The sequence below is a fragment of the Candidatus Skiveiella danica genome, from assembly GCF_022705245.1.
Classification (GTDB): Bacteria; Pseudomonadota; Gammaproteobacteria; order Burkholderiales; family Burkholderiaceae_C; genus Skiveiella; species Skiveiella danica.
Genome location: NZ_JAKJEW010000087.1, coordinates 1 through 1,078 on the forward strand (window position 1 = coordinate 1; position 1,078 = coordinate 1,078).

At 59.3% G+C, this 1,078-nt stretch carries 1 protein-coding gene; it reads right to left on the reverse strand.

Annotated features, from left to right (window positions below):
• Positions 1 to 1,078 (reverse strand): sigma-54 interaction domain-containing protein (locus ACMUOY_RS20090; RefSeq protein WP_413894505.1); only part of this gene is annotated, 1,078 nt, incomplete at both ends.

The window sequence follows — 1,078 nt, forward strand, 5'->3', positions numbered from 1 at the left end:
CTTCGAAGCGCCGGAGCGCCTCCGCTATGGCCTGGCGTTCCAGCGCTTCGAGCGCTTGCGGACTGTCTGCCTCATCGAACCCAACTGGACGACCGACAGTCCGCACTCTCTGCGGAAGGCTGGTTATTTGCACGGTCGATTCAGACTCGATGTTCACCGCGTATTCCACACTGTTGGACAGCTCGCGCACATTGCCCGGCCACTCGTACGCCAGCATGCACTGGAGAGCTCCATCGCTGAACGCGGATATGTTCTTGCCGACGGTGCCGCAATGCTTGTCCAGGAAGAACTGCGTCAACATCGGAATGTCGTCTCTTCGCTCTCTGAGCGAAGGCATCCAGATGGGCACCACGTTGAGCCTGTAGAACAGGTCTTTGCGAAACTCGCGACTTGCCACCATTGTGTCCCGATTGGTCGCGCCGATTATGCGCACATCGATGGGCCTGGACTCCACGCTCCCCACCGGCTCAATCATTCTATCTTCAAGCGCCCGCAGCAACTTCCCTTGCAGGTGGAGAGGCATGTCGCCGATTTCGTCCAGGAAGAGGGTGCCGTTGTTGGCAAGTTCAAACCGGCCCAGCTTTCCTTTCTTGCGCGCTCCCGTGAATGCCCCTTCCTCATAGCCGAAGAGCTCGCTTTCTAGCAGCGTGTCGGGTATGGCGCTGCAATTGACTACGACGAAAGGACCGTCCTTTCGCCTGCTTGCTCTGTGAATGGCCCGGGCCATGAGGCCCTTGCCGGTGCCGCTTTCTCCCCTGAGAAGCACTGTGGAATCGCCTGAGGCAATCTTCGCGGCGAATTCCTTCACGGACGACATGGGCTGGGAGTCGCCGATTATGTCATCGAAGGAAGTCGCGCGGTTCTCGTGCTCCCAGATCTCGTATGTGAACCTCGACACGTCGTCGAGGCGCTGAAAAGTCAATACAGCTCCTAGGGTCTTGCCGTCCACCGCCACCGGATACGCGTTGCATATCGCGTCGACGGTGTCGCCGGAGTGTTGCTTCAGGCGAGCCCTGTGATGCCTTATCTCGGTTCCGCGTCCCAGAGCGTCGTACAGCCCTGTGCTGGCCAGCACATC